This is a genomic window from Dapis hubbardiae BLCC-M172 (assembly GCF_050016015.1).
Taxonomy (GTDB): domain Bacteria; phylum Cyanobacteriota; class Cyanobacteriia; order Cyanobacteriales; family Microcoleaceae; genus Trichodesmium.
Genome location: NZ_JBNHEQ010000103.1, coordinates 1 through 25,294 on the forward strand (window position 1 = coordinate 1; position 25,294 = coordinate 25,294).

At 37.8% G+C, this 25,294-nt stretch carries 18 protein-coding genes; 8 read left to right on the forward strand and 10 right to left on the reverse strand.

Translation table 11 applies throughout. The features are described from left to right. Positions 1–100 precede the first annotated feature (100 nt). A complete protein-coding gene (locus tag ACP6PK_RS10010) occupies positions 101–1,609 on the reverse strand; it encodes an alanine/glycine:cation symporter family protein (RefSeq protein ID WP_426559482.1) in 1,509 nt (502 codons plus the stop codon). A gap of 902 nt (positions 1,610–2,511) precedes the next feature. After that, positions 2,512–3,936, reverse strand: coding sequence for an alanine/glycine:cation symporter family protein (locus ACP6PK_RS10015; RefSeq protein WP_426559483.1), 1,425 nt, complete (start codon positions 3,934–3,936; stop codon positions 2,512–2,514). A gap of 1,207 nt (positions 3,937–5,143) precedes the next feature. Between ACP6PK_RS10015 and ACP6PK_RS10020 the strand changes: the two genes are divergently transcribed. The 5 genes from ACP6PK_RS10020 (at position 5,144) to panB (ending at position 10,933) form a co-directional block, all read left to right on the forward strand. Then, complete coding sequence (locus ACP6PK_RS10020; RefSeq protein WP_371357527.1) at positions 5,144–6,298, forward strand: RNA polymerase sigma factor, RpoD/SigA family; 1,155 nt, start codon at positions 5,144–5,146, stop codon at positions 6,296–6,298. A gap of 389 nt (positions 6,299–6,687) precedes the next feature. Further along, positions 6,688–7,209, forward strand: coding sequence for a GNAT family N-acetyltransferase (locus ACP6PK_RS10025; RefSeq protein WP_426559484.1), 522 nt, complete (start codon positions 6,688–6,690; stop codon positions 7,207–7,209). 1,535 nt (positions 7,210–8,744) lie between these two features. Continuing rightward, positions 8,745–8,951: a glycogen debranching protein gene (locus tag ACP6PK_RS10030; protein ID WP_426559485.1), complete on the forward strand. Its 207-nt coding sequence runs from the start codon at positions 8,745–8,747 to the stop codon at positions 8,949–8,951. 33 nt (positions 8,952–8,984) lie between these two features. Continuing rightward, on the forward strand, positions 8,985–9,740 hold the full coding sequence (locus tag ACP6PK_RS10035; protein ID WP_426559486.1) for a DUF4336 domain-containing protein: 756 nt from the start codon (positions 8,985–8,987) through the stop codon (positions 9,738–9,740). Positions 9,741–10,156: 416 nt separating this feature from the next. Beyond that, a complete protein-coding gene (gene panB, locus ACP6PK_RS10040; protein ID WP_426559487.1) occupies positions 10,157–10,933 on the forward strand; it encodes a 3-methyl-2-oxobutanoate hydroxymethyltransferase in 777 nt (258 codons plus the stop codon). Positions 10,934–11,054: 121 nt separating this feature from the next. Here panB and ACP6PK_RS10045 read toward each other — a convergent pair whose 3' ends face one another. The 6 genes from ACP6PK_RS10045 to ACP6PK_RS10070 form a co-directional block, all read right to left on the reverse strand. Beyond that, a complete protein-coding gene (locus tag ACP6PK_RS10045; RefSeq protein ID WP_426559488.1) occupies positions 11,055–11,207 on the reverse strand; it encodes a hypothetical protein in 153 nt (50 codons plus the stop codon). Between the two features lie 317 nt (positions 11,208–11,524). Beyond that, positions 11,525–11,737, reverse strand: coding sequence for a sulfotransferase (locus tag ACP6PK_RS10050; protein WP_426559489.1), 213 nt, complete (start codon positions 11,735–11,737; stop codon positions 11,525–11,527). Beyond that, positions 11,734–11,874 carry a hypothetical protein gene (locus ACP6PK_RS10055; protein ID WP_426559490.1) on the reverse strand — a complete coding sequence of 47 codons (141 nt, stop codon included), beginning with the start codon at positions 11,872–11,874 and terminating at the stop codon, positions 11,734–11,736. Before ACP6PK_RS10055 ends, ACP6PK_RS10050 begins: the two co-directional genes overlap by 4 nt. 809 nt (positions 11,875–12,683) lie before the next feature. Continuing rightward, positions 12,684–13,760 carry a TRAP transporter substrate-binding protein gene (locus ACP6PK_RS10060; protein ID WP_426559491.1) on the reverse strand — a complete coding sequence of 359 codons (1,077 nt, stop codon included), beginning with the start codon at positions 13,758–13,760 and terminating at the stop codon, positions 12,684–12,686. Between the two features lie 1,080 nt (positions 13,761–14,840). Further along, on the reverse strand, positions 14,841–15,917 hold the full coding sequence (locus ACP6PK_RS10065; protein WP_426559492.1) for a TRAP transporter substrate-binding protein: 1,077 nt from the start codon (positions 15,915–15,917) through the stop codon (positions 14,841–14,843). A 324-nt stretch (positions 15,918–16,241) separates the two neighbouring features. After that, positions 16,242–17,348 carry a TRAP transporter substrate-binding protein gene (locus ACP6PK_RS10070; RefSeq protein ID WP_426559493.1) on the reverse strand — a complete coding sequence of 369 codons (1,107 nt, stop codon included), beginning with the start codon at positions 17,346–17,348 and terminating at the stop codon, positions 16,242–16,244. A gap of 524 nt (positions 17,349–17,872) precedes the next feature. On the opposite strand from ACP6PK_RS10070, the gene ACP6PK_RS10075 reads away from it, so the two are divergent. The 3 genes from ACP6PK_RS10075 (at position 17,873) to ACP6PK_RS10085 (ending at position 23,935) form a co-directional block, all read left to right on the forward strand. Further along, positions 17,873–18,844 (forward strand): protochlorophyllide reductase, encoded by a 972-nt coding sequence (locus ACP6PK_RS10075; RefSeq protein ID WP_426559494.1) that lies wholly within the window; start codon positions 17,873–17,875, stop codon positions 18,842–18,844. A 552-nt stretch (positions 18,845–19,396) separates the two neighbouring features. After that, positions 19,397–22,462, forward strand: a complete 3,066-nt coding sequence (locus ACP6PK_RS10080; RefSeq protein ID WP_426559495.1) for a type ISP restriction/modification enzyme — start codon at positions 19,397–19,399, stop codon at positions 22,460–22,462. Between the two features lie 486 nt (positions 22,463–22,948). After that, on the forward strand, positions 22,949–23,935 hold the full coding sequence (locus tag ACP6PK_RS10085) for a methyltransferase domain-containing protein (protein WP_426559496.1): 987 nt from the start codon (positions 22,949–22,951) through the stop codon (positions 23,933–23,935). Between the two features lie 448 nt (positions 23,936–24,383). On the opposite strand, the gene ACP6PK_RS10090 is transcribed toward ACP6PK_RS10085, so the two are convergent. Together ACP6PK_RS10090 and ACP6PK_RS10095 are read right to left on the reverse strand one after the other, a co-directional pair. Continuing rightward, positions 24,384–24,515 (reverse strand): hypothetical protein, encoded by a 132-nt coding sequence (locus ACP6PK_RS10090; RefSeq protein ID WP_256386634.1) that lies wholly within the window; start codon positions 24,513–24,515, stop codon positions 24,384–24,386. 91 nt (positions 24,516–24,606) lie between these two features. Continuing rightward, positions 24,607–24,882, reverse strand: a complete 276-nt coding sequence (locus ACP6PK_RS10095; protein ID WP_426559497.1) for a hypothetical protein — start codon at positions 24,880–24,882, stop codon at positions 24,607–24,609. Between the last annotated feature and the right edge of the window lie 412 nt (positions 24,883–25,294).

Sequence of the window (25,294 nt, forward strand, 5' to 3'; positions counted from 1 at the left end):
GAAGAAGGAAGAAGGAAGAAGGAAGAAGGAAGAAGGAAGAAGGAAGAAGGAAGAAAGAAGACCGAAGTTGAGAAAATTGGATAGGGGTATTTTATCCAACTCACTCCACTTCTACAAACTCTCCTTTTCCGAGACGACTCATATAATTTTGCAAATCCTTTGCTACTTGACCACACAAAAAATAACCTCCCAAAATATTAGGAAAAGCCATTGACAGTAAAGTAGCATCACTAAAATTAATTACAGAAGATGGGTTAGATACCGAACCGACAAAAGCAGCAACCAAAAACAAGATTTTGTAAATAATTAACCCCTTACCACCAGACAAATAATCCCAACAACGTTCGCCGTAGTAACTCCAAGAAATCATCGTGGAAAAAGCAAAACAGAAAACAGCGATCGCTAATAAAATTGGAAACCATGTCAAAACAGTACCAAAAGCAGCAGAAGTTAACTCCGCCCCTTTCTTCGCTTCCCGCAAAGCAGCAAACTCATCAGCATTATATACCTTAGTAATAACAATCACCAAAGCAGTCATATTGCAGACAACAATAGTATCAATAAATGGCTCCAACAGTGCAACCAAACCCTCACGAATAGGTTCATCAGTTCTGGCAGCAGAGTGAGCGATCGCTGCCGAACCCACACCAGCTTCATTAGAAAAAGCAGAACGTTGAAACCCTTGAATAATTACACCAATAACACCCCCCTCAATTGCCTTGGGAGCAAAAGCACCAGAAATAATAGTAGCGATCGCCCCAGGAATTTCGGTAATATTAGCTAGGAGAATAAATAGGGAAGCCAAAACATAAACTAAACACATCAAAGGTACAAGAGTCCCTGCCACCATACCAATACGCTGAATACCACCAATAATTACCAACCCGACCAAAACTACCAGCACTAAACCATAAACCCAACTAGGTAAACCTGGTAATACAGTAGAAACAGCTCCATAAGACTGATTTGCTTGGAACATATTAGCGCCACCGAAAGCAGCAGAAATACACAATACAGAGAATACTACAGCCAGCACTTTACCTAAAGTTCTCTGCCCCATTTCTGCTAAACCTGCGGATAGGTAGCGCATCGGTCCACCAGAAATAGTACCATCAGGTTTAATAATGCGATATTTTTGAGCCAGGGTACATTCAACAAATTTACTGGTCATCCCAAAAAAACCAGCGATCGTCAACCAGAATGCAGCCCCAGGTCCGCCGATACTAACAGCTACAGCCACACCTGCAATATTGCCTAATCCTACAGTTCCTGACAATGCTGCAGCCAAAGCTTGAAAGTGGGAGATTTCTCCTTGATCATCAGGGTCGTCATATCTGCCTCTAACGATATCAATAGCGTGTTTAAAAGCACGAATATTGATAAATTGCATCCTAATAGTAAAAAAAATTGCACCAATAATTAACCATAAAACAATTAAAGGAAAACCAGCTATACTAAAGAAAAGAATGCTAAATATTACATTTACAAAACCTGAAAAAGTTTTATCTATGCTTGTAATGAAACTATTTGCTGTTTCTGGTTCTGATGCTAAAGCAACAGTTGGTATTAACAGAAACAGGAAAATATAGAGCCAAATTCGTCTTTTCATTTTCAACTTTACCAGTTAATCATTTTTCTTAACTAAACACTTATACCATGAAAGTCTAAATTTTTCAGGTATAGTCAAGGAATTATTCAACTTTTCTATTATAAATACCTGTACAAAATTATTTCATAGATTTATATAACAAGGAACAGAAAAATATACCTGGGTATTCATTAATGAATAATAGATAATTACCTCTTGAAAAATTGATAATGAACAATGGATAATCAATAATTATTTTGTAAGCATTCAGCTATTAGCAGTCAGAAATCAGCAAGAAAAACCTGTGCTTAAGGACGGAGTGTAAATAAATATAGACTTTAAGGTCAAGGGTGCTAGCTTTTGTAGTCATATTTTTCTGAATCCATTAATAAAGCTTTCCTATACGCACTAAAAGCAATAGCTAAGAGCTAACGGCTGAATGCTTACATTATTTTTGACCATAATTATAGGGTTTTCAAATGAGACCGGAAAATACATCGTATTTTTTTAAGTCAGGAAAATCAAATAAATTACACTCAAAAAAAACTTCAAACATCTTCTTAATTATTGTGAAATTATTCGAGAAGCAATAACATCTCCTAAGTAGATTTTTTCAGGATAGCCAGAGCGCTTTAATTTAATTTTATTTGGGGGCGTAATGAGCCAAAAAATGACAATTTATTTTCCAGTCTTCAGTAGCTAAATATTGATTCAATTATATTAGGAACTCTTGCATCTTTTCTCCTTTTTTATCAGAAGCTCTATCCCAAAATATAATGATTTTCCGACTTTTTTTATCGATGTAATAGGTTTAAATTTTGTGTCAGCAACTTTTTCAGAAAATCTATGTTCGACCCTTTCCTTTTATATAGGAGAATTAATTTTTTATGTTCCTATATCAAATGTAAATTCTATCTTGAGGATTAGTTTACTGAAATAATTTCTCCTGTTTGTAAACGTTTCATATAATTTTCTAGGTCTGTTGCGACTTTACCACAAAGGAAATAAGTACCAAGTAAAGTAGGAAAAGCAAGAGTTATTTTCAAAGCATCAGCGAATTGAATTACAGCTTCTGGATTAGTAACTGTACCTACAAACACACCTACTAAGAACAAAACTTTATATATAATCACACTCCGATCTCCAAATAAATATTGCCAGGAAACTTGACCATAATAACTACTAGAAATCATGGTAGACAAAGCAAACAAAAATATACAAACTGTCAAAACAGAAGGAAACCAGCCAATGACAGAAGTAAAAGCAGCTAAAGTCAATTCTGAACCACCAAGATTAGCAAATTCTGGATTATTGTAAACCCCAGTAATAATAACTACTAAAGCAGTCATGTTACAGATGACTATAGTATCAATAAATGGTTCTAGTAATGCTACAATACCTTCCCGGATAGGTTCATCAGTTTTCGCCGTAGCATGAGCGATCGCAGCCAAACCCAAACCCGCTTCATTAGAAAAAGCAGCGCGTCGGAACCCTTGGACTAGCGCCCCAAGCAGACCACCTGCCATAGCTTGGGGAACAAAAGCACCATGAATAATGCTCGCTATGGCATTAGGAATAGCTGTGAAGTTAGCCAAAATCACCCACAGAGCAGCGAAAAAGTATACGGCACACATTGCGGGTACGATAGCAGCAGCCACTCCAGCAATACGCTGAATACCTCCAATAATCACTAACCCCACTATTAATACTAGAACCAATCCATAGACCCAAGTTCTTTCAGCAACAAATGGTAGCACATTAGCAACGACGACTTGAGACTGGTTAGACTGAAATATACTCGAACTACCTAGTACCGCCAAAATATTGAAAAATGCAAACATTCCTGCTAAAACTTGACCAAAACTTTTTTGTCCTAAATCAGCTAAACCTATTGACAGATAATACATTGGTCCACCAGCAACTGTACCATCTAGTCTAATCATCCGATATTTTTGAGCCAGGGTACACTCAATAAACTTGGTACTCATGCCTAAGAAACCTGCGATCGTCATCCAAAAAGCTGCACCCGGCCCTCCCAAACTAATAGCAATGGCAACTCCGGCAATATTTCCTAGCCCCACAGTTCCAGATAGGGCAGTAGCGACAGCTTGAAAATGGGAAACTTCACCTTCGTCATTGGGGTCATCGTACTTACCCAAAATAACATCAATAGCGTGTTTGAAGGCTCGAATATTAATAAACTGCATTCGGATAGTAAAAAAGAGACCACCACTAATTAGCCAAAGTACAATAAGTGGTATGCCTTGGTCACCTCCAATACTATAAAAAATGATAGCATCTATATTTTTTAATAATTGGGAAAAAGTAGCAGAAATCCAATCTAACATTTAGTTTAGTAGTTCCTAATTTAAAGTCAAGCATGAGCTAATTCTAGCACTTAAAGATTGTTTATTAGGTAAATTTTAAATAGTTTTTTCACGCTTATGTGTCCCTTTTTAAAAAGATGAAAAGAATAAACTTCAGTATTTCAAGCGTCTACCTTCAGCCAGAGATGTTGTTTTGCTACGCAACATGAAAAACGTTTTTGCTGGTGCAAAGCTATCTTAGGATAACTCCTCTGCAAGAGGTGGTTATGATCTAGGAGGCTAATATCATGTTCGGTTGAATACTTATAAATTATATTTGAAGGAGTTAGGAGGGAAAGAAGAAATTTAGAAGGAAGAATGTTTATTATAACTAATTATCCGCAATTCGTAGCTCCCCCGGAGGGGGCACATGATATAACTGATAATTGATAAATGAAATAGCACAACCTTCAAGTTTATGCTCTCATAACCATTACTATGTACCACTATCCAGTATTTTTAGCTTTTGCTAGCTTCCACCTAAAAAAAAGTAGTGATAAATGGGATTCATCTGGGGAAAATAACAGTAATTTACCAACCAATATCGTGAGATATTTAGGATTACAAAAAAAATTCACCCTTGTGAGAATCAATTGAAAAAACTATTCTGACTTCTCTTGAGCAACTTGATTAAAAATTGGTATTAGAGGTAAAATATAGGTATTTGTAATCATGTTATAATATAATTGTATTCACATCCACTTCTATTTCCAAAATTTACTGTAATTTATACAGCATCAATAAGACCATAAAGCAGTTAACCTTGTTACAATTTTCCATAATTATAGTTCTTTTAATTATATTCAATAAAGAAAAAACTTTAGGAATAAACCATCTAATTTGTATTGATTAATACAGCTAATTAGGGATTAAAGCTTTGAAATAGATACTATTCTTTGTCTTTTAACAAATAACTAAATGTTAATTAATTATTAAGTAATTATTTAGTTATGTAAATGTTCGCAGATAAATCTTCATGGAATCAAATGTAATTTAAGATTGCGATTGTTATTAGTTATTTATTGACAGAAAGTGTAAAATATGGTAACATCAAATCTCTATTAGGTGCGTTATTGATATTGACTTAAATTGTTAAGTAATAATTGAGAAATTCTGGTATAAAATCACACTTGGATTGTATCTCATCAACCATTTACAATTGCCAAACTATATAATAGAAAAAAACACTATGAAAATTCTACTTCCAGAGAATTCAGATCGGCATCAAATCCAATTACCAGACCCCATTAATAAATCAGAGATACCAGAGCAAATGCAACAAATGAGTTTGATGATTGCCGAATCCCTGCATGAAGAAGATAAAAATCAGGAGGATTCTAGTATGAATATATCGGCTGTAACTATCCCAGTACCAGAAAATCAACAAGATATAGATGATGCAGTAGGAGCATTATTTAAGCAAATGTCTCGTTATCCTCTTTTGAGCCAAAAAGAAGAAATAGAATTAGCCAGGCAGATCCAAGAGTTAGTCATATTTGAACAACTGCCAGAGAAACTAGCAAATGACTTAGGGCGACTGCCGACAAAAGGTGAAGTAGCAGCAGCCGCAGGTTTGACAGAAATGCAACTAGACCATCGCCTACATCAATGTCGGGCAGCCAAACGTCGAATGATTAGCTCTAACCTCCGTTTAGTAGTTTCTATTGCCAAACGTTATCTAAACCGGGGAGTGCCTTTTCTAGACTTGATTCAAGAAGGAGCATTAGGACTAAACCGCGCCACAGAAAAATTTGACCCAGAGAAAGGTTACAAATTTTCTACTTACGCCTATTGGTGGATTCGTCAAGGAATAACACGCACCATTGCTAATCAAGGACGTACTATTCGCCTACCAGTTCATGTAGTTGAACAAATTAACAAACTTAAACGAGTTTACCGCGACCTAAGACGCAGTTTAAATCGTATTCCCAGTGACGCAGAAATTGCTCAAGCGTTAGAAATTTCCCACCAACAACTGCGTAACCTCCAGCAAATTCGTCGGAAAACTCTCTCTCTCAATCATCGTTTAGGTACAGATGAAAATACCGAACTGTTAGACTTCTTAGAAGATAATGAAAATACTACTCCCGAAGCGCAAATGAATGATATGATGATGCGCCAGGATATCTTGGAGGTATTAAATCATGTGTTAAGCGATCGCGAACAAGATGTCATTACTCTCCGCTATGGTTTAATCACAGGGGAACCTCATACTTTAGATGAAGTGAGTCGGATGATTAATCTCTCCCGGGAAAGAGTACGACAAATTCAAGCTAAGGCAATGCGAAAGTTACGTCGCCCTCAAGTGGCTGAACGTTTAAAAGGATGGTTAAATCGTTTTTGATAATAGGGAATAGGGAGTAGGGAGTAGGGAATAGGGAACAGTGGGAAAAACATTTCCTAGTCTAAAATTAGTCATCGATCTGTCTCCCAATCAATTCTTCCTTACCTATAGCATTCAGCTATTAGCTCAAATTAAAATACTCTGATCAATTTTTTATAGGACTTACGCAGTACAACGTATTTTCGTCATTGCGACCGATAGGGAAGCAATCTCAAGTCCTAGTTTTTCGTACCTCATGCGTAAGTTCTGTTTTAGCTGATAAAATCTTACTTTTAACTTTTGACTGTCCTGAGTGTGTCTTACATTCTGTTTCCTTAAGGACTCCCCAGAAAATGGAGACCTCAGAATTACACACTCGATCCATGACTTCCGTGAAACGGTATTAAATTATGTCCCTGAATGAACTAAAGTTGCGTGCTGCAACACCAGCAGATGTACCTGTAATATTTGAGTTAATTAAAGCCCTAGCTGAATATGAGAAATTATCTCATGCTGTTACAGGTAACGTTGCTTCCCTGGAAGCTCATTTGTTTGGTAAACCGGGTAGCGATAAGTCTCATCATCGTCCCTATGCTGAGGCTATTATCGCTGAATTGTCAGGCCAAGCTGTTGGTTTTTCTTTATTCTTTCATAACTATTCAACTTTTCTCACCCAACCCGGAATTTATATAGAAGATTTATTTGTGTTACCTGAGTATAGGGGGCGGGGTATTGGGAAACGACTGGTAAGTTACGTGGCAGAGTTAGCAGTATCCCGAAACTGTGGGCGTTTGGAGTGGAGTGTTTTAGATTGGAATGAACCGGCGATCGGATTCTATGAACGTATTGGTGCGTCAATTTTGAATGAGTGGCGTATATGTCGTGTTACTGATAATTCTCTCAGCAGTTTAGCATCTGGACAGCAATTATAGTCAGGACTTACGCAAAAAATGAAATTACACACCATCCGTAGGGCTTAATGGTCATTATCCCTTATTAGTGGTACTTAGACAACTTAACTGCCAAAAATAAGCTCAAATATAGATAGGGAGGCGGTTTTACGTCAAAAATGTATAAATCCTTTATTACCAAGGGTTTTAGCCATTTTTAAGGAGTTGACGTAATTCCCTTGTCTAGACTGGCTTTCAAGCAGTTTTTCTGCCAAAAAATGTCTAAGTACCATTAGATATAGTTGCTCTGCCTAAGTTCTGCTAAGTCCTGATAGTGCAAACCAGAAGTCAGAAATCAGAAGTTAGAAGTAATCCCTGAATGAGTTTGAGGATTCATAAATATCCTAACCTATTTGCGTAGTGCTCTAAAAGTTAAAAGTTAAATCATTTCTTTGATTAAGGCAAGACAAGAGCGGGAATGTCCTCAATGACGACTGCTATTGATGGTTTTGGGGAGTAGAGAATAGTAAGGACGTTGGATGCAACGTCAGTAAGGAAGATGGGGAGTTTGATAGGGAACAAGCAAAAAATATTGGCGTTGTTGATTCTAGGTATGATGTGATAATTTTGTATTTTGGATGGGTGTATTTTGGATTTTTTGAACTACTTGTTAATATTAACTGTTCCCTGTTCCCTATTCCCTATTCCTTACAAACCCACTTTTATACCTTAATTCAGCAATGCCAAAATATTTAACCCATTAATCTGGAATCTGTTCTAACATTTCAGCTCAAAATGGCTTTGTTGCATGAAAGTAACGATAGAACATCCGTTCCGCTTTTCGGTTGTTCCCGACATGAAAGGTGAACCTAGTGGCAGCTATAGAACCCCTAAAAGGATCTATTGAAAATTATAGATTGAGAGTAGGGGAGTGTGGAGAGTAAGGGATATCGGGAGATGGGGTGTATTAGATATCTACCCAAATACCATCATCAAATCAATTCTTAGCCATTTTTTATCAATTAATTCTCTAATTTGACCTATTTTCTGGAGATACGGTTAGGACTTCTATAGCAATGAGCGCTGGTATATTTACAAATTGTAGTAGGGGCAAAAGAGCTAGAAGTCTTATATTATCGGCAATTTATTCCCCCTGTTGCCTGTTCCAATAGTGCCTGTTCCCGGAGCACAGCGCTATATATCACTCTCTTTCTAGAGATTGATGTTTTATTCATCTATTGGACAATAGTAAAAAGGCTAAAACTTTTACCTGTAAAGGCTTTTAGCCTTTTTATATCAAAGATTGATGTTCTATTCATCTATTGGACAATAGTTATAGAAGTATGAAGTACATCTGCAAAGCAAGTGCGGTAGCTATATGCTTTCATACAACAAAGCCGCTCAAAATTAAAAATTTACTGCTACTAGAAAATTCTGAGTTCTCAGGGATTCAGAATTTTTTTGTGTAGTGGCTAAATCTATTCAACTTGACTATTGTTAACAAAATAGGTAAAAATATAAGACTGATTATTAATTTAGTGTCGGGAACATCACAAATAATATTGAGGTTATTAACCATGACTATTTGGGTAAATGAACAGATAGATCCATCTGGTATTGTCTACTCTTGTATTGCCTGTTGCGACAAACAGCAAGCGGAAGAATGCCATGAATCTTTTCAAAATAATTTAACTGATACTCAAAAGGAACAAGGATGGAAAGCTACACTGCGAACTGTTGAGTCTTGGGATGAAGTACCTGTCAGTGCTTTAAAATTAAATTAAAAGTTCAAATGCCGATCGGTGCTTTCTTTCATTATGAACCAAAACATAATTCAGCTATACAAACCACTTAATATTCCTAAAGCTATTGATGAAGATATTTGGATTGTTGATGGCCCTATTGTCAGAATGGCAATGTATGGCACACATATTCCATTTCCCACACGGATGACTATTATCCGATTGAAAAATAATGATTTGTGGTGTCATTCTCCTATAGAATTAGTTCCAGAATTAAAAGCAAAAATTGATGCCTTGGGTTCGGTTCGTCACTTAATTTCACCAAACAAAATCCATTATACTCATATTGGCAGTTGGGCAAAAGCTTATCCAGAAGCTATTACATGGGGGTCTCCAGGAGTAGTAGAACGTGCAGCACAACAAAAAATTGAGGTGAATTTTCATGCTTTTCTTGATGATGAAGCACCAATTGACTGGTCAGAGGATATTGCTCAATTAGTTTTTCGAGGTAGTAGGTTTATGGATGAGGTAGTATTTTTTCACCGCAAAAGTTCTACAGTTATTCTTGCAGATTTAATTGAAAATTTTGAGCTTAATAAAGTTAGTAAAAAATTTCATTTATTAATTAAGTTAGCTGGTTGTGCTGCTCCAAATGGTAAAGCACCACTGGATTTACAAATAACATTTTGGGGGCGAAAAAATCAAGCTCGTGCCTGTTTAGAAAAAATGTTAAAATGGGAAGCTAAAAAAATTATTTTATCCCACGGAAAATGCTATGAAGAAAATGGTAATGCTGAATTAATCAGAGCTTTTGCTTGGCTAGTTCATTAATTGATAATGAATGATGGATAATTATCTCTGGTTAAAACCATCAGATTGAACGATGGGGAAATCACCTGTTCTTTTTTTCTCCTATTAGGAGAGGTTTGAAACCGAATTGATTAATTATAAATTATCAATATAAAGTTTTGGAAATATCACCAAAATGCTTGTAGTATAATAATTACTCATCTTTTTAAATTTATTAACACAGACCTATTTATTTATGTTCAACTACTTAAAGAACTCAGGACTTACGCAAAACATGAAAACATACACGACCTGTAGGGGCGATTGGCCAATCGCTAGATGTGGTGGCTATGCGTAAGTCCTGGAACTGCTATATAAAATTTTCGATTGATTAACTTTTAGTATTTGGTATGAACTCTAGATTAAAAATTGACTTTTATATGCTGACTTAACTGAAAATGGCAATTACAACTAAACAATTAATTCAATGGAAACAAAAAGGTCGCCCGATAGTAGCTCTGACAGCTTATGATTATACGATCGCTCAAATTTTAGACAATGCTGGAGTAGATTTAATCCTGGTGGGAGATTCTCTGGGTATGGTGACATTAGGTTATGATACAACTATACCAGTTACTCTGGAGGAAATGATTCATCATGCTAAAGCAGTGCGACGAGGTGTCAAGCAGGCTTTGATAGTGGTGGATTTACCATTTTTAACTTATCAGGAAAGTCCTCAACAAGCTATACATTCGGCGGGAAGAATACTTAAAGAAACTGGCGCTCAAGCTGTAAAGTTAGAGGGTGGTAATGAGGCGATCGCTCAAACTGTTCATAAATTAACATCAGTGGGTATTCCTGTTATGGGTCATATTGGTCTAACTCCCCAGTCTGTGCATCAATTTGGAGGTTATCGCCGACAAGGTAAAACTCCTGATGCTAGTGCCCGTATTTTAGCAGAAGCTGTGGCTTTGGAACAAGCTGGTGCTTTTGCCATGATTTTAGAACATATTGGAGTAGATTTAGCAAAAGAGATTACGGAAAAAGTTTCTATTCCTACTATTGGTATTGGTGCAGGTACTTATTGTGATGGTCAGATATTGGTGATTAATGATGTTTTAGGAATTTCTGATTGGCAGCCACCCTTTGCGAAATCTTATGCTAATTTACGAGAGAATATTACTGAAGCAGTTAAGGAATATAGTTTGGAAGTTAAGGAAAGAAAATTTCCTTAACCACCATCTTGATAATGGAAGTCGGAAGGTAGGGACGTTCGCATTTTTGTTATGCAACGTCCCTACAGAAGTCAGAATTTTTACAGTGGATTTCATCTCGATATCGATCTATTGGGAAACTCTAATAAACTTCTAATAATTCTGGTGTAAACATCATTTTCCATCCTAAACTTAAAAATTCCATAATGCGATCGCATGGAGAACATTCTGGTTGTTCAATGTTGTGAGATGTTTCCCAAGTTAGAGCAGCTTGACTATATGCGTAGGTTTCCATATTTGATAATTTCCGAATTTAACTATATAAATTTATAATTCATGTTTTTATCCTAGTAAACCGGAAAGCTCAAAAAGATTAACATTACCTCTATTCTATCACTCTATGCTTTCATCAACAGAGTAGTGTCGTGTCAAGCTTGAAAAACCTAACCCCCCAACCCCCTCTCCTTGCAGGAGAGGGGTTAGGGGAGAGGTCTTCTAGGTTCCTCGCTCCTAACACACTATTTTAAGCTTGACACGGCAGTAGGGTGGGGAGGGTGAGGCGGCAATAATTATTAATCGTAACCAAAGGTCGTTGCGGGCAAGATGCCCGCACTACATAGTCAAGGTTAATGCCCGTTTTTGTTCAGGAGTGATAAAGACCGAAAACTCATTGTTTTCGCTCATCGCTTCTAGTAGGCGACTCATCAGACCCCCCACTGGACTAGACATCCCTGCATGAAACCGAGGATTTTGGCGAAGTAAGGCTCCTAATAAGGTAGAGCCAGATCGCGGTAGTCCTGAGATAAAGTGGATTTTTTGTTTCATTCTCTACTTTTGGCGGTGGTTTGATAGCTGCTGAAAGCCAGAGTAAGATAGTGTTTTACCAGCCACCCAGCAAATTCGGGAGATGTGGTAATCTCAAACCTAGAAGTTTGAGCAGTGGGTTTAGGAATTTGAATCATTACTGAGAATTCAAAGGTTATTTAGGCATTTTCAGGAATTACCCATAAGGAATGAAATATCAACATTTGAGATTGCTTTCCTGACGGACTGCTCCGCAAACGCTGTCGCTTGCTATTGCAAAGCAAAGCTGGCGCTAACGCAAAGCTGCGCTTTTTCCTGACGGAATGCTCCGCAAACATGTCGGCGACAGCCGAAACGCAATGACATAAATGCCTTATTTTGCCTAAGTCCTGATTTTATTTGACTGACGTAGTTAGGACACCCGCAAGATCAAATCAACCATGAAAAATTCAACAAAATCTATGACAGAATTTGAGAATTTCTAAGTGTCCTAACCATGTTAGATTTTCATCGTATTCCACCCCCCTAGTGTCAAGAGCATTTCGGCAATTTCATTAAATCTTCATATAGCTATGAAAATTTCCATATCAACTTCATCAAATCTTCATAACTATTACTAAATCTTATGTCTAAGATTGCGATAGTTTATTTAATTAGGCTTACGCAAAGGCAATATATAGAGGGTATCTGTCATTTCAGTTATCATATAAAATCCGGTTGAACAGTGGTCATTGCGACGATAGGAAGCAATCTCAGAGGTCCCACGAGATTGCTATCCGTTCCGGAATGCTCCGCAAACCTTCCACTGCGTTCCAGTCGCAATGACTTAGCGATAGTAATTATCCGGATTCTATATCAGTTATAAGTGAACCAATGTAGGGGCGAATGGCCATTTTCGGCTGTCGCCGACATGAAACGCTGCGCGACATGTTTGGGGAGCATTCCGTCAGGAAAACGCCCCTACTGACTACTTATTAAACGAAAACTGAGCAAAACTCAACTCATTAATTTTATTCCAATTAAAAACTTGCTCTCGAAATTTTTTCCACTGTTGATAAACCTCCTTAAAACTCCCATTTTGACTAGCATTTTCCTCATAAATCTCAAAAGCAGCCTTCTGAGCAGCTTCCATAATTTCTGAGCTAAAAGGTCTCAACTGAACACCCTTTTCAATCAATCTTGGCAACGCTTCACTATTCAAAACATCATATTGAGCCAACATATTCAAATTAGTTTCATAAGCAGCAGTCTGAAAAATTTCCTGATATTCCTTTGGTAACTTATTCCAAGCATCCAAATTAACCAATACATCTAAAGTCAGACCAGGTTCCCACCAACCAGGATAATAATAATATTTTGCTGCCTTATATAAACCCAATTTCTCATCATCATAAGGTCCTGTAAATTCAGCAGCATCAATAGCACCTCTATCTAAAGCCAAATAAACTTCCCCACCAGGTAACACCTGCACATTTACCCCCAATTTAGTCATCACATCACCTCCCAAACCAGGAATACGCATTTTTAAACCATTGAGGTCAGCCAAACTATTAATTTCCTGCCTAAACCAACCACCCATTTGTGCCCCTATGCCACCTGCAGGGAAGTTAATAATGTTAAAATCAGCATAAACTTTTTGCATCGCTTCTAGACCCCCACCATGATATAGCCAGGCATTCTGTTGTGGGCCAGTCAAACCAAATGGAACAGTAGTCGCAAAGACAAGGGTAGGATTTTTGCCTTTATAATAAAAACTACTGGTATGACCACATTGTATAGTGCCTTGTTGTACAGCATCTAAAACTTCCAACCCTCCGACTATTTCACCAGCTTGATAAGGAGTAATAGTAAATTTGCCATTGGTAGAAGCTGCTACGCGATCGCAAATCCGCTGCGCTCCACCAAACAAAGTATCTAGAGATTTCGGCCAACTCGTTGCCATTCTCCATTTTATCTGTTGCGGTTCAGTTTGACTCAATGCAGGTAAAGCAACTGCACTGGTGGCAGCAACAGTAGTGTAAGTAATTAGATTTCGACGTTTCATTCTTTTTTATGTGTTATTAGGGAACAGGGAATAGTGGGAAAATATTTCCTTTGTGCGAATTCTCAATATAGCAGGGAATAGGGAATAGGGAGTAGGGAATAGGGAATGGGAATAGTGGGAAAAACATTTCCGTTATGCGAATTCTCAATTCTCAATTAACTTGGAAAAGTCGTCATTGCGACGAGAGGAAGCAATCTCGTGGCATCCTGAGATTGCTTGCTTCCACTCCGTTCCAGTCGCTGCGGACTTGGGTAGGGAATAGGAAATAGGCAACAGGGAACAGTGGGAAAAACATTTCCGTTGTGCGAATTCTGAATTCTGAATGGCTTTGTTGCATGAAAGTATATAGCTGTCGCACAAGCAAGTGCATATATACAATAATAACGTGCGAAAACTCCTCTAACTATTGGACAATAGATGAATAGAACATCAATTTTGATATAGGAAAAGGCTGAAACTTTTGCCTTTAAAGGTTTTGATGTTTAATTCTCCAGCCCTAACTATTGGACAATAGATGAATAGAACATCAATAATTGCCAAAGAGAGCGATATAGCTGCAGAATTGATTTTCTATCGCTAATTATGCAACAGAGCCATTCTGAATTCTAAATTCTAAATTCACTGTACCCCTGAGATTGCTATCCGTTCCGGAATGCTCCGCAAACCTTCCACGGAGTGTAAGTCGCTGCGGACTTGGATAGGGAATAGGGAATAGGGAACAGGGAATGGGGAATAATGTAGGGGCGAATAGCCATTCGCCCCTACTGATATCATGTCCGTTGGTATCGGAGCGTCTAAAAGTTAGGGAAAGAGCTACCATTAGTAAGGTTTTTCCTTCTTCCTTCTTCTTTCTTCTTTCTTCCTTCTTCCTTCTTCCTTACCGAATAATTAATTATTAATTATTAATTAAATAATTGTGGTTTAAAGCCTCCCCTTGGATAGGGGAAAAAAAGTGCTCTTGAATTTCCCAATCTTCAATCAAGAGCGGTTTTAACCTTCTTGTAATTATCAATTATCCATTATCAATTATCAATTAATGAACTTCCCTATACAAGACCGATGCTACCGGACATGATATGACTACTTGTTAAACGAAAACTGAGCAAAACTCAACTCATTAACTTTATTCCAATTAAAAATCTGCTCTTGAAATTTTTTCCACTGTTGATAAACTTCCTTAAAACTCCCATCTTTACTAGCATTTTCCTCATAAATCTCAAAAGCAGCTTTCTGAGCAGCTTGCATAATTTCTGGACTAAAAGGTCTTAGCTGAACACCTTTTTCAATCAATCTTGGCAACGCTTCACCATTCAAAACATCATATTGAGCCAACATATTCAAATTAGTTTCATAAGCAGCAGTCTGAAAAATTTCCTGATATTCTGTTGGTAACTTATTCCAAGCATCTAAATTAACTAATACATCTATAGTCGGACCAGGTTCCCACCAACCAGGATAGTAATAGTATTTTGCAGCCTTATATAAACCTAATTTATCATCATCATAAGGTCCGCTCCATTCAGCAGCATCAATAGCTCCTCTTTCTAAAGCTAAATAAACTTCCCCACCAGGTAACACCTGAACATTTACTCCCAATTTGCTCATCACATCCCCTCCCAAACCAGGAATACGCATCTTTAAACCATTGAGGTCAGCCAAAGTATTAATTTCCTCTCGAAACCAACCACCCATTTGCGCACCTGTGTTACCAGCAGGAAAGTTAATTACGTTAAAATCAGCATAAACTTTTTGTATAGCTTCTAGACCTCCTCCATGATATAGCCAAGCATTCTGTTGTTGAGCTGTAAAACCAAACGGAACAGCAGTAGCAAATACTAGAGCAGGATTTTTGCCTTTGTAGTAATAACTAGGGTTATGACCACATTGTACGGTACCTTGTTGTACAGCATCCAGAACTTCCAACCCTCCAACTATTTCACCCGCTTGATAAGGAGTAATAGTAAATCTGCCATTGGTTAAAGCTGCGACGCGATCGCAAATTCTCTGCGCTCCACCAAACAAAGTATCGAGAGATTTCGGCCAACTTGTCGTCATTCTCCATTTTATCTGTTGCGGTTCGGTTTGACTCAATGCAGGTAAAGCAACTGCAGTTGTAGCAGCAACAGTAGCGTAAGTAATTAGGTTTCGACGTTTCATTATTTATTAGGGAATAGGGAACAGGGAACAGGGAACAGAGAGAAAAACACTTCCTTTGTGCTAAATTCTCAATTCTGAATTCACTTTGAATAGTCGTCCTCCGCGACGAAGCGGTAGCAATCTCGCGACGCCCCTGAGATTGCTTCCTTCCACTCAGTTCCAGTCGCTGCGGACTTGGGTAGGGAATAGGGAACAGGGAGAAAAACACTTCCGTTATCCGAATTCTCAATTCTGATTTGTGAATTTTGACTTTTGAATTTTGACTTCACTGAGTTGATAGCCTGTAAAATCTAACTTTTGAATTTTGACTTTTGAATTTTGACTTCACTTTAGGGAGTTATTGAAGGCAAACTGAGCAAAACTCAATTCATTAATAGAATTCCATTTATAAATTTTTTCTCGGAACTTTTTCCACTGTTCGTAGACTTCTTTAAAAGTTGCATCCTGACTAGCTTTCTCTTCATAAAATTCAAAAGCTGCTTTCTGTGCTGCTTGTAAAATTTCTTGACTATAAGCGCGTAATTCAGTACCACTTGCTATCAATTCTCTCAATGCTGCTCCATTTAAAGCATCATATTGGGCGAGCATATTTATATTAGCTTGATATGCAGCACTTTTGAAAATTTCCTGATATTCTTTTGGCAACTTATTCCATTCATTCAGATTAACTTGCACTTCAAAAGTCGGACCGGGTTCCCACCACCCAGGATAATAAAAATATTTTGCAGCTTTATTTAAACCTAATTTCTGGTCATCATAAGGACCTACCCATTCCGCAGCATCAAGAGCACCTCGCTCCAAAGCTAGATAAATTTCACCACCAGGCAATACTTGAGCATTTACACCTAATTTTTTCATTACTTCCCCACCAAAACCAGGGATACGCATACTTAAACCATTTAGATCGCTAACTGTGTTAATCTCTCGTTTAAACCAGCCTCCCATCTGGGTCCCACTATTACCAGCAGGAAAACTAATAATATTAAAGTCGGAGTAAAGTTTGTGCATTATTTCTAAGCCCCCACCATGATAATACCAAGCATTCTGTTGTTGGGCAGTTAAACCAAAGGGGACAGCAGTGCCAAAAGCAAGGGCTGAATTTTTACCAACATAATAGTAACTAGCAGTATGGCCACATTGTATGGTGCCTTGTTGGACAGCATCCAGAACTTCTAAACCTCCGACTATTTCACCAGCTTGATAGGGAGTAATAGTAAATCTGCCATTAGTCATGGCTGCCACGCGATCGCATACTGTTTGTGCCGCACCAAAAATTGTATCTAGGGAGCGAGGCCAACTTGTGGTCATTCTCCATTTCACAGAGGGCAAGCTATCGGTAGAGGTAGTTTCAGTGGTGGTTTGAGTACAAGCGGCTAAAGTTGCGACACTTGCGCCAACTGCAATATGGTTGATGAGTTTTCTTCGTTTCATTTCATTAGTTTTGTATTATTGGGTGTTGTAATTCCTATAATTACTACTAAAAATTTTTCTGTATTTTCAAGCACATTTTATCTTAATAAGGTTCAATTTAAATATGAAGTTTTAAGTAGGTAACTGTGAAAATTTACAACTAAGTCATTGCGACGGTCACTCTGTGGAAGGTGTGCGGAGCATTCCGGAATGGATAGCAATCTCAAGGATTTAGACTGTATCAACATTTCGTTACATAGTGAGATACCTGCTTAACAATGAGAAAATCTGACTTCCGTCTTTTTCTGTAGGGAAGACCTCTCCCCCGACCCCTCTCCTGCTCTTGAGAGGGGGGAATATTCTCCCCATTCCCTTGTAGGGAAGGGGGTTGGGGGGTTAGGTTTTTTAATCCACATTTTCAAGTTAGACACATTACTACTTTATGTACTTATGTAACAAATATTTATGACTCTTGAAATTAGTTGGCCAGAACTGTTGTAAAATCATGGAAATAGTCAATCGAATTTTACAAAATCTCATTGGGAATGGAACAAAATCATAAATCGACAGTAATAATCACAGGTGCATCTTCAGGGGTGGGTTTATATACTGCGAAAGCTCTAGCTAAAACAGGTGAATGGTATGTTGTGATGGCTTGTCGAGACTTATCCAAAGCAGAAAAAGCTGCTCAAGAAGTAGGAATGGCAAAAGACAGTTATACTGTTATGCACCTAGACTTGGCCAGTCTAGATGGTGTAAAAAGGTTTGTCAATACTTTCAGAGAAAGTGGTAGGTCTCTGAACGCTTTGGTCTGCAATGCTGCGGTATATTTGCCATTGTTAAAAGAACCGATGCGGAGTGCAGATGGTTATGAACTAAGTGTTGCTACAAATCATCTGGGACATTTTCTCTTATGTAACATTCTGTTAGAGGATTTGAAACAGTCTCCTGCTACAGATAAAAGATTGGTGATTTTGGGAACTGTAACAGCTAATCCGAAAGAGTTGGGAGGAAAGATTCCAATTCCAGCACCTCCAGATTTAGGAGATTTGCAGGGTTTTGAACAGGGTTTCAAAGCTCCTATTACGATGATTAATGGTAAGAAGTTTAAGTCTGGTAAAGCTTATAAGGATAGCAAACTTTGTAATGTTTTGACAATGCGTGAGTTGCATCGCCGTTATCACGAGTCAACAGGAATTGTTTTTAGTTCTTTGTATCCTGGATGTGTCGCAGATACACCTTTGTTCAGAAATCATTTTCCTTTATTCCAGAAAATTTTCCCACTGTTTCAAAAGAATATTACTGGGGGATATGTTTCTCAAGATTTGGCAGGAGAAAGGGTTGCTGCTTTGGTTAAAGATGATGAGTATAAAGAGTCGGGTATGTATTGGAGTTGGGGAAATCGTCAAAAGAAAGATCGTCGGTCTTTTGTACAAGAGGTGTCTGATGAAGCGAGTGATGATGATAAGGCAATTAAGCTTTGGGAATTAAGTTCAAAGTTGGTGGGTTTAGCTTAATTTTTTGACAATGCAGGACTTACGCATTAACGCTACTGGTAGTAGTGGAATAACACATCTAGGTGCGTTACGACGGATTGCTAAATCCCTTTCATCGTCTGAATTTAAGCCGTCTAACGCACCCTACAATTTTGCACTTACGCATTAACTAGGTGCGTTACGACGGATTGCTAAATCCCTTCCATCGTCTGAATTTAAGCCGTCTAACGCACCCTACAATTTTGCTATAGCAATCCTAAATTATTAGCTACTGGTAGGGTGTGTTAGCGTTTGCGCAGCATTCCGTTTGCTCCGCATTCCGCAGGAAAGGAAAGCGTAACGCACCAATCCGCTATATATATAGTTGCTGCGTAAGTCCTAATATATTTATTTATGTAATGTTTTACATCTATCAATGTGTAATACCAAATTCACAAAATATTTGTTACCGAAAAATTGGGTCTAAAACCTCCCCTTTTAAAGAGAAAAAAAATCATTTTGGTCAATCCTCTTTTTTTAAGGAGAGGTAATAATTAATTATTAATTGCTGATAACTGATAACTGATAACTGAAATGGCTATTCTTAATCTCAAAACTACTCACAAACCTATCAAATTATATTACCAAAGTTTAAAAAAGTTTCAACAGTTGAATGCTGTTAATGAAGGGGCGGTAAAAGTTGCTTTTGCGGACTTATTAACTGCTTGTTGTCAACAGTTTAATTGGATGTTGGTACAAGAAAAGAGTATTCCATTAACTAAGAAAAAACTAATCCGAGTTGATGGTTTATTAGTTAGAAATGATACTCTTAAACATGGTATCTGGGAAGCAAAAGATACTGAGGATGATTTGGCTAAGGAAGTACAAAAGAAATTTAAACAAGGTTATCCTAAAGATAATATTATTTTTCAGTCTCCCGAACGGGTAATTATTTGGCAAGGAGGAAAACAGGTTTATGATGGAGAAATTACTAAACCGGAAGTTCTCGTAGAAAGTCTCAAGTTATTTTTTGAAGATCGCCCGCCACAGATAGAAAATTGGGAAAAGGCAGCTACAGAGTTTGGGGAAAGAGTTAATAATTTAGGGGAAAAGTTAGTTGATTTAATTCATAGTCAACGGAAAACTAATAAAAAGTTTATTGCTGCTTTTGACGGTTTTAGTAATATTTGTCGTCTGTCTATTAATCCGAATATTTCTGATGCTGCGGTGGAAGAAATGCTGATTCAGCATTTATTAACGGAACGAATTTTTCGCCAGATTTTTGATAATCCAGATTTTACTCGGCGGAATATTATTGCGGTGGAAATTGAGAAAGTTATTAATGCTTTAACCTCGAAGTCTTTTAGTCGGAATCATTTTTTGGAGGAGGTAGATTATTTTTATTTGGCATTAGAAGAAGCGGCTAAAACTATTAAGGAGTATAGTGAAAAACAGCATTTTTTAAACACTGTTTATGAGAAGTTTTTCCAAGGGTTTGCTGTTAAGGTTGCTGATACTCATGGGATTGTTTATACTCCTCAATCTATTGTTGATTTTATGGTAAAAAGTGTTGATGAGATTCTGAAAAAAGAGTTTAAGAAATCTCTCAGTCATAAAGGGGTACATATTCTCGATCCGTTTGTAGGAACGGGTAATTTTCTAATGCGAATAATGCGGGAAATTAAGAAAACTTCTCTACCTAATAAATATAAGGATGAGTTACATTGTAATGAGGTGATGTTGTTACCTTATTATATTGCTTCGATGAATATTGAGCACGAATATTTGGAGGCAACGGGTAAATATGAGCCGTTTGCAGGGATTTGTTTGGTGGATACTTTTTCGGTTCAAGAAGCTTTACAGTTAGATTTGTTTACTCCCGAAAATACTCAACGGGTGCAACGACAGCAAAATTCAGATATTTTTGTGGTTATTGGAAATCCTCCTTATAATATGGGGCAGGTGAATGAGAATGATAATAATAAAAACCGGAAATATGAAGAAGTAGATAGACGGGTAGCTCAGACTTATTCTAAAGGCTCAAAAGCGACCAATAAAAATAAGCTTTCAGACCCTTATGTAAAAGCTTTTCGTTGGGCAGCGGATAGAATTAAAGATGAGGGTATTGTGGCTTTTGTCACTAATAGTAGTTTTATAGATAATATTGCTTTTGATGGGATGCGACAATATTTAGCCCAAGATTTTGACGCGATTTATGTTTTAGATTTAGGTGGTAATGTAAGAACTAATCCTAAGTTATCGGGAACAACTCATAATGTTTTTGGGATTCAGGTTGGGGTGAGTATTAATCTGTTGATTAAAAAGAAGGAAGGTAAAAAATCTCAATGTCAAATTTACTATGGAAATGTGGATGAGTTTTGGCGGAAAGAGGAAAAATATGCTTATTTAGAAAAATGTCAGCATTTAGGTGGGGTTGACTGGCAAGAAATTAAACCGGACAAAAAAAATACCTGGTTAACGGCAGGGTTGCAGGCTGATTTTGAAACTTTTATCCCCATGGGAACTAAGGAAACTAAAGCTGCAAAGGGAAAAGTCACCGATACTATTTTTAAATTATTTAGCAACGGAGTTAATACCAGTCGCGATGTTTGGGCGTATAATTTTAATCCTGATGAATTGGCAGCAAATATTCAAGAGACGATCGCCACTTATAATGAACAAGTCAGGAAATGGCAGCATAGGCAAGATAAATCGGTTAAAGTCGATGATTTTGTTACCTATGATGATACTAAAATTAGTTGGTCTGAAAGTTTAAAAAAATATTTAAAACAAGGAATTATCGTAGAATATGACCAGAATCATATTAGACAGTCTCTTTATCGTCCTTTTACCAAATCTCGGCTTTATTTTGATATTTATTTAAATGAACGTTGCTATCAATTTCCCTACATATTCCCTACCTCGGAGACTGAGAAAGAGAATCGGGTAATTTGCGTCACCAATCATACTCAAATTCCTTTTTTAGTTCAAATAACAGATTTGATTCCTTCTTTGGATGTTGGTGGACGACAAACCCAATGTTTTCCCTTCTACACTTACGACGAAGACGGAAACAACCGCCAAGAAAATATCACTGATTGGAGCTTAGACACCTTTCGCCAAGAATACCAAGACTCCACGATCGCTAAATGGGATATCTTCTATTATATCTACGCCCTCTTACACCATCCCACCTATCGAGAAAAATACGCCGATAACCTCAAACGAGAATTACCCCGCATACCCTACGCTCCAGACTTTCACGGATTTGCCAATGCCGGAAAACGTCTCGCCGAAATTCATATCAACTACGAACAACAACCCGAATATCCCTTAACATTTATCGAGAATGAAGAAGTTCCCTTAAATTGGCGAGTCGAAAAAATGAAACTCAGCAAAGACAAAACCCAATTAGTTTATAACGAGTTTCTTACCTTAGCCGATATTCCCCCAAAAGTCTTTGAATATCGTCTCGGAAATCGATCAGCTTTAGATTGGATTAGCGATCGCTACCAAGTAAAAATAGACAAACGCAGTGACATTGAAAATGACCCCAACCGCTTAGACGATGAACAATATATTGTCCGATTAATTGGTCAAGTAATTACAGTTAGTTTAGAAACAGTAGATATTGTTAATGGGTTGCCACCGCTAGATTGAATCAGGACTTCTCTGGCTTTGTAACACACCCTTCTAGGGTGTAACAACCTGGAAGGTTGTGTTACCAAAGGGGAGTAGGAGTAGGAGTAGGAGTAGGGTGCGTTAGCGCTAGCGTAACGCACCGTAGTGGACTGTTTCACCTAAAATGGTATTAGGGAGGCACTATATGTAGAACCTTTGCGTAAGTCCTGTAATAGTTAAATGTGGTTACGCAGATAAACCGAGAAACCGGGTTTGTTCGTAGATATTGATTGCCAAAACAACGATTTATCCTAAAAACCCGGTTTCTTTGCGTAAGTTATATAAATCAGGACTTACGGGAAAGGACTATATATGTAGTATTGGTGCGTTACGCTACCGCTAACGCACCCTACCAATAGCGTTCATGCGTAAGTCCTATCAATATTTAACCGCTCGGAATTTTCTAACTTAAACAATACTGCTATAATACCAATAAACTTACAAACAAATACCACGATTTCTTTAATGTACCTATATTACACCCTTGGACTTATACTTTTACTATCAGTAATAGGCATTTTGCTTTACCTAAAAAATCCTCGCAGTTATGAATCATCAGAAACTGTAGCCAACTCCTACGATGAATGGACAGAAGACGGCATCCTCGAATTTTACTGGGGCGAACACATTCATTTAGGTCATTATGGCTCGCCCCCAAAAAGGAAGGATTTCTTGACTGCAAAATATGACTTTGTACATGAAATGGTTAAATGGGGTGGTATCGATAAGCTACCCCACGGTACTACTGTTATAGATGTAGGTTGTGGAATAGGTGGTAGCAGCCGTATTTTAGCCAAAGAGTATGGATTTAATGTTACGGGTATTACTATTAGCCCTCAACAAGTAAAACGCGCACAGGAGCTAACCCCGGAAGGAGTTGACGCTAAATTTAAGGTAGATGATGCCTTGGCACTCTCTTTCCCAGATAATAGTTTTGATGTAGTTTGGTCTATTGAAGCTGGACCTCATATGCCAGATAAAGCCAAATATGCTCAAGAAATGATAAGGGTATTAAAGCCTGGTGGAATATTGGTTGTAGCTGATTGGAATCAGCGAGACGATCGCCAAAAACCACTCAATTTTTGGGAAAAACCTGTAATGCGTCAATTATTAGAGCAGTGGTCTCATCCGGCTTTTTCTAGTATCGAAGGCTTTTCAGAACTAATAGCAGAAACTGGGTTAGTAGAAGGGGAAGTAATAACAGCAGATTGGACGCAGGAAACTCTCCCTTCTTGGTTGGATTCTATTTGGCAAGGTGTAATTAAACCTCAAGGGATGATTCGCTCTGGTTTATCAGGGGTGATTAAATCTTTACGAGAAGTACCGACTTTGCTACTAATGCGTCTGGCATTTGGGAACGGTCTTTGTCGCTTTGGAATGTTCCGTGCAGTCAAAACTAATTCAGTTTCAAAATCAGCAGATAATATGGAAACTGAAGTAGTAAAAGTTTAATCTAATTAGGACTTACGCAAAGAAACCCGGTTTCTAGGATAAATCGTTGTTTTGAGCAATAGACGTTTAGGAGAAACCGGGTTTCTAGGTTCACCTGGTAACTCCTACAGCGGTTTAATGATAAATAAACAATCATACTGACTCCTTACTCATTACTCCTTATATCATGTTCGGTTGAATAGTTATGATTAGGATATAGATCGAAGAGATACCTCAAACCCTTGAGATTGCTATCCGTTCCGGAATGCTCCGCAAACCTTCCACTCCGTTCCAGTCGCAATGACTTTATAGTTAGTGTTTATCCGAACATGATATTACTCATTACTCCTACAACAGTTATTCAAATGAAAACCGCTGTAATAAAAAAAGTAGCCTATTAAAGACTACTTTTGTTGATTGATTCATTAATTTTAAAAAATATAAATGTTAGATAAAAGTAATATCTATCTCAAGCTACTTTTTCTTTTTTCTTAATTTGCTGTTCGCAAGATTTAATAATTACCCATCTTCCTGTTTTGGGGTCGCGAATAGACTGAAAAGGATTTGACTTTAGTGGTTTCGTACAGTTTTTAGTATCCATGATGCACTCCTTACTTTAGATCTAGTATCTCATAAAAATTACTAATAGTATGTGACTGCTGAAGATATTCAATGTGATTAATGACAATATTTTAAGTGATTTGGATCACTTTTCGATAAACCACACCATCATAACCAAAACTCTGTAGGGGCGAATGCCATGTAGGGGCGAATGCCATGTAGGGGCGAATTCCATTCGCTGTGTGTCTACTGAAATAAAAACTGCTGTAAATAAACCCGCCCCCATGCACCAGCCAAACCTGTAGGGGCGGGTTCATCCCAAAATATTGAACTACCCAATAATTGACACTCCACGGACTAAAGTCGCGTGGATTCTTCAGAGGAGCTGTAAATCGGGTTAAAACCACGATTTTCACATTGCTCGAAACGGCCACATTGCCAGTACCGTACCGTAGTACGCATACAGCAGCAGCTCACTAGGCGGTGCCAATTGCCACTACTCTCTCCGGTCAAAGACCATTGAGGCTACTTTTTTTAGTTATTGGTTGATTCACTCGCTCTGAGGTACAACGTGCTGACTAACGGCTGGAAACAGAGTGCTGGCAAGCACCGAGCTACCTTTTCGATTAACTACCATTTAACTGAAGCGTCCATTAGCTATCGGGCTTTCACCATGATTCAGAGGTCTTCGTGTCTTTAAGAATTAATGATAACACATTTTTTTGAATACGGGTTAAAACCCGTCGGGTCGTTTTCATCCAGCCGTTAAAACTGGCACTTTTCCAACTTCCCGAAAATTTACGATGAAATAGGGGGCGG

What these genes read in the sequence shown, in the direction of transcription:
- ACP6PK_RS10070 (WP_426559493.1), bottom strand. Translation starts at nt 17,348, where the DNA reads ATGAAACGAAGAAAACTCATCAACCATATTGCAGTTGGCGCAAGTGTC.
- ACP6PK_RS10055 (WP_426559490.1), bottom strand. Translation starts at nt 11,874, where the DNA reads ATGATTCAAATTCCTAAACCCACTGCTCAAACTTCTAGGTTTGAGATT.
- ACP6PK_RS10065 (WP_426559492.1), bottom strand. Translation starts at nt 15,917, where the DNA reads ATGAAACGTCGAAACCTAATTACTTACGCTACTGTTGCTGCTACAACT.
- ACP6PK_RS10080 (WP_426559495.1), top strand. Translation starts at nt 19,397, where the DNA reads ATGGCTATTCTTAATCTCAAAACTACTCACAAACCTATCAAATTATAT.
- ACP6PK_RS10015 (WP_426559483.1), bottom strand. Translation starts at nt 3,936, where the DNA reads ATGTTAGATTGGATTTCTGCTACTTTTTCCCAATTATTAAAAAATATA.
- ACP6PK_RS10030 (WP_426559485.1), top strand. Translation starts at nt 8,745, where the DNA reads ATGACTATTTGGGTAAATGAACAGATAGATCCATCTGGTATTGTCTAC.
- ACP6PK_RS10050 (WP_426559489.1), bottom strand. Translation starts at nt 11,737, where the DNA reads ATGAAACAAAAAATCCACTTTATCTCAGGACTACCGCGATCTGGCTCT.
- ACP6PK_RS10010 (WP_426559482.1), bottom strand. Translation starts at nt 1,609, where the DNA reads ATGAAAAGACGAATTTGGCTCTATATTTTCCTGTTTCTGTTAATACCA.
- ACP6PK_RS10085 (WP_426559496.1), top strand. Translation starts at nt 22,949, where the DNA reads ATGTACCTATATTACACCCTTGGACTTATACTTTTACTATCAGTAATA.
- ACP6PK_RS10075 (WP_426559494.1), top strand. Translation starts at nt 17,873, where the DNA reads ATGGAACAAAATCATAAATCGACAGTAATAATCACAGGTGCATCTTCA.
- panB (WP_426559487.1), top strand. Translation starts at nt 10,157, where the DNA reads ATGGCAATTACAACTAAACAATTAATTCAATGGAAACAAAAAGGTCGC.
- ACP6PK_RS10025 (WP_426559484.1), top strand. Translation starts at nt 6,688, where the DNA reads ATGTCCCTGAATGAACTAAAGTTGCGTGCTGCAACACCAGCAGATGTA.
- ACP6PK_RS10020 (WP_371357527.1), top strand. Translation starts at nt 5,144, where the DNA reads ATGAAAATTCTACTTCCAGAGAATTCAGATCGGCATCAAATCCAATTA.
- ACP6PK_RS10035 (WP_426559486.1), top strand. Translation starts at nt 8,985, where the DNA reads ATGAACCAAAACATAATTCAGCTATACAAACCACTTAATATTCCTAAA.
- ACP6PK_RS10045 (WP_426559488.1), bottom strand. Translation starts at nt 11,207, where the DNA reads ATGGAAACCTACGCATATAGTCAAGCTGCTCTAACTTGGGAAACATCT.
- ACP6PK_RS10090 (WP_256386634.1), bottom strand. Translation starts at nt 24,515, where the DNA reads ATGGATACTAAAAACTGTACGAAACCACTAAAGTCAAATCCTTTTCAG.
- ACP6PK_RS10060 (WP_426559491.1), bottom strand. Translation starts at nt 13,760, where the DNA reads ATGAAACGTCGAAATCTAATTACTTACACTACTGTTGCTGCCACCAGT.